This window comes from Curvibacter lanceolatus ATCC 14669, assembly GCF_000381265.1.
Classification (GTDB): domain Bacteria; phylum Pseudomonadota; class Gammaproteobacteria; order Burkholderiales; family Burkholderiaceae_C; genus Curvibacter; species Curvibacter lanceolatus.
In genome coordinates this window covers 82,470-88,785 of the sequence record NZ_KB906274.1, presented here as the reverse complement: position 1 = coordinate 88,785, position 6,316 = coordinate 82,470, and the positions used below count along the sequence as shown (strand labels likewise).

7 protein-coding genes are annotated in these 6,316 nt (G+C 68.9%); 1 reads left to right on the top strand and 6 read right to left on the bottom strand.

Annotated features, from left to right (window positions below; translation table 11 throughout):
• Positions 1-263: 263 nt before the first annotated feature.
• Positions 264-707: an alpha/beta fold hydrolase gene (locus F624_RS33695; protein WP_019577335.1), complete on the top strand. Its 444-nt coding sequence runs from the start codon at positions 264-266 to the stop codon at positions 705-707.
• Positions 708-715: 8 nt separating this feature from the next.
• On the opposite strand, the gene F624_RS0126100 is transcribed toward F624_RS33695, so the two are convergent.
• The 6 genes from F624_RS0126100 to F624_RS0126075 form a co-directional block, all read right to left on the bottom strand.
• Entirely contained in the window at positions 716-1,345 is a 630-nt protein-coding gene (locus F624_RS0126100) for an LbetaH domain-containing protein (RefSeq protein ID WP_019577334.1), read from the bottom strand.
• A 152-nt stretch (positions 1,346-1,497) separates the two neighbouring features.
• Complete coding sequence (locus F624_RS0126095; protein WP_019577333.1) at positions 1,498-2,304, bottom strand: ABC transporter ATP-binding protein; 807 nt, start codon at positions 2,302-2,304, stop codon at positions 1,498-1,500.
• Positions 2,301-3,284: an ABC transporter permease gene (locus tag F624_RS32860; RefSeq protein WP_019577332.1), complete on the bottom strand. Its 984-nt coding sequence runs from the start codon at positions 3,282-3,284 to the stop codon at positions 2,301-2,303. The genes F624_RS0126095 and F624_RS32860 overlap by 4 nt, the downstream gene beginning before the upstream one ends.
• Before the next feature lie 31 nt (positions 3,285-3,315).
• Positions 3,316-4,290 (bottom strand): aliphatic sulfonate ABC transporter substrate-binding protein, encoded by a 975-nt coding sequence (locus tag F624_RS0126085; protein WP_019577331.1) that lies wholly within the window; start codon positions 4,288-4,290, stop codon positions 3,316-3,318.
• A 163-nt stretch (positions 4,291-4,453) separates the two neighbouring features.
• Positions 4,454-5,659 carry a cystathionine beta-lyase gene (gene metC, locus F624_RS0126080; RefSeq protein ID WP_019577330.1) on the bottom strand — a complete coding sequence of 402 codons (1,206 nt, stop codon included), beginning with the start codon at positions 5,657-5,659 and terminating at the stop codon, positions 4,454-4,456.
• On the bottom strand, positions 5,656-6,279 hold the full coding sequence (locus F624_RS0126075) for a cysteine dioxygenase family protein (RefSeq protein WP_019577329.1): 624 nt from the start codon (positions 6,277-6,279) through the stop codon (positions 5,656-5,658). Before F624_RS0126075 ends, metC begins: the two co-directional genes overlap by 4 nt.
• Between the last annotated feature and the right edge of the window lie 37 nt (positions 6,280-6,316).

Here is a 6,316-nt window from a genome sequence, read left to right as displayed (position 1 = left end):
GGATGCGTTGGAGGTCCAAAAGGCCTAGCGCAAGGCGCCAACCGCAGCTGGGTCGGTGACCCAGCGAGGATTGGCAACGCCGCGATCGGCCTTTTGGGCTCCAACCCGAAGGGAAGCCGGCTGGCCAAGCGCCACTCGGCGTTGCGTGTCTTGCCCAGACGCCCGGTCTGGGCTGCGACACGCGCCTTGATTGGCGCTTGGCCAGCAGGCTTCGCACCGGTGAAATCATGGTTAACAGGCCCTAGTCCGAACAGGCGCTGGCGGTGGCCAGCCACCTGGGCCTGCAGCCCCCGCTGGCGCTGCTGGGCAGCAGCATGGGCGGCCATGTGGCCTGCACGCTGATCGACGCCCTGGCGCCCCGGGCCCTGGTGCTGTTTTGCCCCGCCGCCTATGCGCCCGGTGCCCAAACACTGCCTTTTGGCCCGGCCTTCCAGAACGCCCTGCGCGCCACGGTGTCGTTTGACACCTCACCCGCCTTCGAGGCGCTGGAGCGGTTCGAAGGCCGGCTGCTGCTGGTGTTTGGCTCTGCCGATGAGGTCATCCCCGAGGCGGTGCAGCAGCAGTACCTCCACCGGGCCCGCGAGGCCCAAAGCGTCGAGCTGATCCGCCTGGAGGGTGCCGGCCATCGCCTGCACGACTGGCTGGCCCAGCGGTCGGATCGCTTTGCCGAGGTGCTGGGGCGGGTGCGGCTGGCCTTGGAAGGCTGAGCAAGCGCTCAGCAATGATCGAACTCCTGGTCGCACAAGGCCCCGCGCTGAACCACCGCGCCCGGCAAGAGCAATGTGCCAGGCGCCAGCACCGCGTTGGCACCGATTTGGGCGCCGTCGCCCACCAGGGCGCCGAACTTGCTCTGGCTCAGCAAGTGCAAGGTCGTGCCCAGCCGCACCCGCAGCTCGTGCCCGGGGCTTTCGTTGCGGTGGTTGCAGATGATGCTGCCGGCCTCCAGGTTCACCCCGGATCCGAGCACCGAGTCGCCCACGAAATTGAAGTGCGCCAGATGGGTGTTGGCAAATACAAAAGATGACTTCAGCTCGGCCCCCGGGCCGATGCAACAGCCTTGGTCCACCCAGTTGCCGCCACGCAGATAGGCCCCTGCTGCCACCCAACTGCCCGCCCCCACGATCAGTGGGCCTTTGAGAGTGGCGCCCGCCTCGACCGTGGCGCTGCGGTGGATGGCGATCTGCCCTTGGATGAGGTAGTCGTCAGTGGGCAGCTCCGCAAGCAATTGCCCGACGATGGGGCTTGCAGCGGCCGTCAGTTCCCAAGGCTTCAGATCACTGAAACGGGCCAGGGGTGAGGTGCCGATGGCGGCGATGTATTGGGGCAGGGCGATTCGTTCGGGCATGGTTGGAGATCCGGGCAGGTGCACCATGACATGTTGGGGCCACTTTCCTCGGAGGATGGCAGCATCCGCCTCACCAGGCTCAAAGGGTCATCGAGGACTGATGGCCGTGTGCAAGGCTCGACCCTGTGCCACCGGCGCTCAAGCCATGGCGCTCAGATCGCGTGTGCCGCCTCCAGGCCCAGCAGCAACTCATGGCGCAAGGCGGCCAGGGCGGCGTCGGCGCGATCGCGTGGGCGGGGCAGGCTGATGGACAGCTCCTTCGGGGTGCCGCCGGCCTGGTTGTCCAGCACCAGCACACGGTCGCTGAGCAAGGCCGCTTCTTCCACGTCGTGGGTTACCAACACAACCGCCACCCCATGCTCGCGCACGATGCTGGACAGCAGTTCCTGCAGCTTGAGGCGGGTGAGGGCGTCCACGGCCGAGAAGGGTTCGTCGAGCAACAGCACCAGGGGGTGGGTGAACAGGCCGCGCGCAATCGCCACGCGCTGGGCCTGGCCGCCCGACAACTGCTTGGGCAGGCGCTGGCCCAGGCCTTGCAGGCCGACCTCCTGCAGCAGCGTCTCCACGCGCTGGCGGTAGTCGCTGGGGCGTTCCGGGTCGAAGGCGATGTTGTCGGCCACGTTGAGCCAGGGGAACAGGCGTGGCTCTTGAAACACAAAGCCGATGTCGCGTGTGGTGCCCCATCGGTCCAGCCCGTTCACGCGCACACTGCCTTCGTAGTCCGGGTCCAGTCCCGCGATGATGCGCAGCAAGGTGCTCTTGCCGCAGCCACTGCTGCCGATCAGGCTGACCACCTCGCCGGGCTGCAGGCGTAGCCTGAAGTTGTTGAGCACGGTGCGCTGGCCAAACGACTTGCGGCGCACGTGCACATCGAGCAAGGGGCGCTCGGGGGCGGTGGCCGGGGCTGCGGGCCGGGGGGCTGAGGCCGTTTCGGCCTGGAGGGGGTGCAGGCGGCTCATGAGGCCTCCGGTCGACTGTTCTGGGGGGCCAGGGTGTCTAAGGTGTCGCGCCAGGCCAGCAGGCGGGACTCGGCCCATTGCACGGCACTGTCGCTGAGCTTGCCCAGCAGGGCCAGCAGCAGGATGGCGGCCAGCACCAGGTCGGCGCGGCCGGTTTCTCGGCCGTCGGTCAGCAGGTAGCCCAGGCCACGGGTGGCGGCAATCAGCTCGGCGGCCACCATGAACATCCAGGCCAGGCTCAGGCCGTTGCGCAGGCCGGTCAGGACCGCCGGCAGGGCCGCCGGCAGCAGCACCCGGCCCACCAGGGCGGTGGCGCTCAGGCGGTACAGGCGGGCCACCTCGATCAGCTTGCGGTCCACATCGCGAAAGCCCGAGGACACCCCCATGTAGACCGGGAAGAAGGCCCCGATGGCGATCAGCGCCAGCTTGGGCGCTTCGTCGATGCCCAGCCACAGCAGCAGCAAGGGCACCCAGGCCAGCGAGGGGATGGCGCGCAGCGCCTGAAAACTCGGGTTCAGCCAGGCGGCACTGCGCTGCGACAGGCCCACCAGCGCGCCCGCCGCGATGCCCAGGGCGGCCCCCAGGCCATAACCCGCCAGCACCCGGGCCGTGCTGGTCGCAATGTGGCCCAGCAGGCCTTGCGGGCCCAGCTCGATCAGCGTCTGGGCGATCTCGCTGGGCGGCGGCAGCAGGCGGGCGGCGACCCAGCCGGCGCGCACCGACAACTCCCAGGCCAGCAACAAGGCCACCGGCAGGGCCAGGCCCTGCCAGTTCCAGTGGGGGCCTGCACTCGCTGTCGGGGGCTCGGTGGGGGCCTGCGTGGCGTCACGCGTCAGCTCGCCCACGCTGGCCACCGGCGGCAGGTCGGCACACACCAGCAGGGCCGGGTTCCAGCGCCGCCGCGGTGGGTGGCCCACCAGGGCGTCCAGTGCTTCAGATTCGGCCTGCAAGACGTCGATTTCGGTGGATGGGACGGCCATGGGGTAGCCTTTCTGTGGGTGTGACGGGGCCTCAACCGGCCTTGATCACCGATTGGGCGAAGCGGGTGTCGACCAGGTCGGTCACCACCTGGGCCAGCGCCGTGCCGGGCTTAACCAGGCCTTCGGACAACAGGATCGGGGCCGCGCCTTGCAGCGCGGCAATGTGCTCCTGCGAGGGTTGGGGGTTGCTCAGGTCGGTGCGCAGCTTGAGCTGCAGCAGGGCCACTTGCAGGCTCACCTTGGCCTCTTCCGACACGATGCGGGCGGCCTCGGTGGTGTTGGCCAGAATCCATTTGCGGGCGCGTTCGTACTGCGTGATCACCCGGCGCACCGTGTCCGGCTGCTGGGTCAGGAACTCTTCGCGCACGTTCAAAAAGCCGTAGGTGTTGAAGGCCACGTTGCGGTAGATCAGGCGCGAGCCCTGTTCCAGCTCGCTGGCGGCCAGCAGCGGGTCCAGCCCGGCCCAGGCGTCGACCCGGCCTTGCTCCAGAGCGGCCTTGCCGTCGGCATGCTGCAAGGCCACGATCTCCACGTCGGAGCGCTTCAGGCCCACGGTGGGCAGGGCGCGCAGCAGGAACAGGAACGGGTCGGTGCCCTTGGTGGCGGCCACCTTCTTGCCCTTGAGATCCTTCAGCGACTGGATGGGCGAGTCGGCGCGCACGGCCAGGGCCGTCCACTCGGGGCGCGAAAAAATATAGGGCGCCTTGATCGGGTTGCCATTGGCCCGCGACAACAGGGCTGCCAGGCCGGCCGACGAGCCGATGTCCAGGCTGCTGGCGTTCAGGTACTCCAGCGCCCGGTTGCTGCCGGCACTGAACACCCACTTCACCTGGGTGCTGCTTTTGCCCAGGTCCTCTTCAAGCCAGCCAAAGCGCTTGAGCACCAGGCTGGAGGGCGAGTAGTAGGCATAGTCCAGGCGCAGTTCCTTGAGCGGGGCGGCGGCTTGGGACAGCGCGGGCAGCGCCAGCAGGGCGGCGCCGTTCGAGAGCAGGGTGCGTCGTTTCATGGGCAGTGGGCGTGTATGGCGTGTATGGCGTGTGGGGGGGAGGCGGGTTCAGACCCGCGATCATTCGCCAAACCCCTTGCCGGGGCCACGAACGTTTTCGGCTGTGCTTATGCAAAAAACGCGGTGACTTGGGGCTGCTGAAAACTCAGCGGGCCCCGATGGCTCAAGCCACCCTGGCAAACGCCTGCGCCAGATCGGCGATCAGATCGGCCGGGTCTTCCAGGCCGATGTGCAGGCGCACCACGGGGTGCCCGGCCAGACCGCTGGCCTGCCACAGGCTGTGCTCCTGCAGGCGCTCGGGGGCGGCGCGCAGGACCAGGCTTTCGTAGCCTCCCCAGGAGGCGCCAATGCCGAAGTAGCGCAGGGCATCGACAAAGGCGTTGGCCTGGGCCTCGCTGGCCTGGGCGAAGGCAAAGGACACCAGGCCGCTGGCGCCGCTGAAGTCACGCCGCCACAGCGCGTGGCCCGGGTCATCGGGCAGCGCGGGGTAGAACACCCGGGCCACCTGGCGTTGCCCTTGCAGCCATTGCGCCACCTCGGTGGCGTGGCGCTGGTGCTGGGCCAGGCGCACGCCCAGTGTGCGCAGCCCGCGCAGGGCCAGGTAGGCGTCGTCGGCACCCACGGTCAGGCCCAGGGCCTCGTGGGTGGTGGCCAGGCGGCGGGCCAGCTCGGGGCTGTCGACCACCACAATGCCCTGCATCACGTCCGAGTGGCCTGCAATGTACTTGGTGGCGGCCTGGATGGAGAGGTTGGCGCCCAGCGTCAAGGGCTTGTGGAACCAGCCGCCGCTCCAGGTGTTGTCCACCGCCACGGGCACCCCGCGCGCGCGGGCGATGGCGGCCAGGCGTGGCAGGTCCAGCAGCTCATACAGCAGCGAGCTGGGCGATTCCAGATACACCAGCTTGGTGTGCGGCGTGATGCGCTCGGCCAGGTCGTTCGCCTGGGGTGAGAAGTATTCGAGCCGGATGCCCAGGCGCTGCAGCAGGGTCTGATCCACTCGCCGCACGGGCGAGTAGACGCTGTCCGACACCAGGGCGTGGTCGCCCGGCGACAGCAGCGACAGCAGCACCAGGGTGATGGCCGACAGGCCCGAGGGCGCGAGAAACGCGCGGTGGCCGCGCTCCAGATCGGTCACGGCCTCTTCCAGGGCCTGGTGCGTGTCCAGGCCGTGGCGGCCGTACGAGGCCACGCGCTCACCGGCCACACGGCGGTGGTGCAGGTCGGCGTAGGCGGCGGTGTTCTCGAAGCGCACGGTGCTGGTGCGCACCACCGGGATGTTCACCGGCCCGGCACCGCCTTTTAGGGTGGGGGTGCCGGTGTGCAGCAGCCGGGTGGCGTCACGCAGGCCGGCGCGGGGCGTTTCGCTCATGCCACGTCCTTGCTCGGGTGGAACTGGGTGGCGTTGTAGTTCACGATGCTGCCGTCGGCCTGGTAGCCCACGCGGCCGCTCAGGGTTTCCAGTGGGCGGCCGTACAGGTGAAAGTGCAGCGTGGGTTCGGTGCCGGTCACGTAGATGCTGTGGATGTCTTCGCCCAGAAAGCCCGTGGGCGTGCCAGGTTGCACGGTCAGCTCGCGCACCAGCTCCAACTGGCCGCGGCCGGGCTGGCTGCGGTCGTCGGTGCGGCGGTAGATGCGGTTCACCTCCTGGCCTTCCACGGCCACGATCACGGCCCAGGTGGTGTGGTCGTGCGGCAGGGTGGTCTTGCCCGGGTTGATCGAGTTCAGGTACAGCGCCAGCCCGGCGTCGCCATCAGCGGGGTTGAGGCGGTAGCGGGTCGAGGCTTCCACCCCGGCCGACACGGCGGGCGGCGGAAAGTCGGCCCGGCTGAACAAGGCCTTGTCGGCGGCCAGTTGCTCCAAGCGGGCAATGATGACTTTCAGTGTGTCGCGGCTGGGCGGCTGGCCGCCCAGGATCTGGCGCACGTCGGCCAAGGTGGCGTCCACGGCGCTGCGGCGGCGGGCTTCGAGGGGGCTGAGGGTGTCGGACATGAGGGGCTCCTTGAGAGGGGAAGAAAGAAGGGCGTCT

Excerpts from the sequence above, each read along its gene's own strand:
- F624_RS0126100 (WP_019577334.1), bottom strand. The coding sequence starts at position 1,345 with ATGCCCGAACGAATCGCCCTGCCCCAATACATCGCCGCCATCGGCACC.
- F624_RS0126095 (WP_019577333.1), bottom strand. The coding sequence starts at position 2,304 with ATGAGCCGCCTGCACCCCCTCCAGGCCGAAACGGCCTCAGCCCCCCGG.
- F624_RS32860 (WP_019577332.1), bottom strand. The coding sequence starts at position 3,284 with ATGGCCGTCCCATCCACCGAAATCGACGTCTTGCAGGCCGAATCTGAA.
- F624_RS0126085 (WP_019577331.1), bottom strand. The coding sequence starts at position 4,290 with ATGAAACGACGCACCCTGCTCTCGAACGGCGCCGCCCTGCTGGCGCTG.
- metC (WP_019577330.1), bottom strand. The coding sequence starts at position 5,659 with ATGAGCGAAACGCCCCGCGCCGGCCTGCGTGACGCCACCCGGCTGCTG.
- F624_RS0126075 (WP_019577329.1), bottom strand. The coding sequence starts at position 6,279 with ATGTCCGACACCCTCAGCCCCCTCGAAGCCCGCCGCCGCAGCGCCGTG.